The organism is Streptomyces lacrimifluminis (assembly GCF_014646095.1).
GTDB lineage: Bacteria > Actinomycetota > Actinomycetes > Streptomycetales > Streptomycetaceae > Streptomyces > Streptomyces lacrimifluminis.
This window is the reverse complement of the sequence record NZ_BMMU01000118.1, coordinates 1-752: the sequence shown is the minus strand read 5'-3', so window position 1 is coordinate 752 and position 752 is coordinate 1. Positions and strand designations below refer to the sequence as shown.

Sequence of the window (752 nt, the reverse complement as noted above, 5' to 3'; positions counted from 1 at the left end):
CCAGTCCGAGAAAGGCCAGGTAGTTGCCCGGTTTTCGCTCGTAGCGGTGGTTGAGGCGGCGGTAGCCGGTCAGCCAGGACATGGTGCGCTCGATGACCCACCTGCGTCGGCCGAGCCGTTCGCTGGAGTCGATGCCCTTGCGGGCGATGCGGACGCCGATGCGTTTGCCCCATAGCCATCGCCGCAGGTGAGGCACGTCGTACGCCTTGTCGGCATGAAGGCGCACGGGTTTGGAGTCAGCTGCGTGGAATTCGTGTCCCATGTGGAAATGGGACAGCATCGGCTTCAGGGCCTGGCTGTCGTGAGTGTTGGCCGCGGAGACTCCTACGCGTAGGGGCAGTCCGTTCGCGTCGGACAGGACGTGCATTTTGGAACCGGGCTTGCCCCGGTCCACGGGGCTCGGACCTGTGTGTTCGCCCCCTTTTTAGCGCGCACGTGCGCGGAGTCGAGGACCGCACGGGACAAGTCGACCAAGTTCCGCTCGTCCAGGAGCTGCAGGACCTTTTGATGCAGCCGTCCCCAGACTCCCGCACGCGACCAGATGACGAAGCGGCGGTGCACGGTCGACTTCGACGCCCCGAAGCACGGCGGCAACGCCCGCCAGGCGCAGCCACTGACCAACACGTAGATGATCGCGGCAAACACCGCCTCATCATCGATGTTGGCGACTCCGCCACCTTGCGGCCTTGCCCGTGCCGGCGGCAGCAACGGCCTCGCGATCTCCCACAGGCCGTCCGGAACGATCCATCCCC

Annotated in this window: 1 protein-coding gene; it reads right to left on the bottom strand. The window is 65.8% G+C overall.

What is annotated here, in order from left to right; genetic code table 11:
* A protein-coding gene (locus IEY89_RS40185) for an IS5 family transposase (protein ID WP_373287357.1) occupies window positions 1–744 on the bottom strand; the annotation gives its coding sequence in 2 pieces (ribosomal slippage) (window positions 1–418 and window positions 421–744; 742 coding nt annotated over the 2 pieces). This gene is flagged as partial in the annotation.
* Window positions 745–752 lie beyond the last annotated feature (8 nt).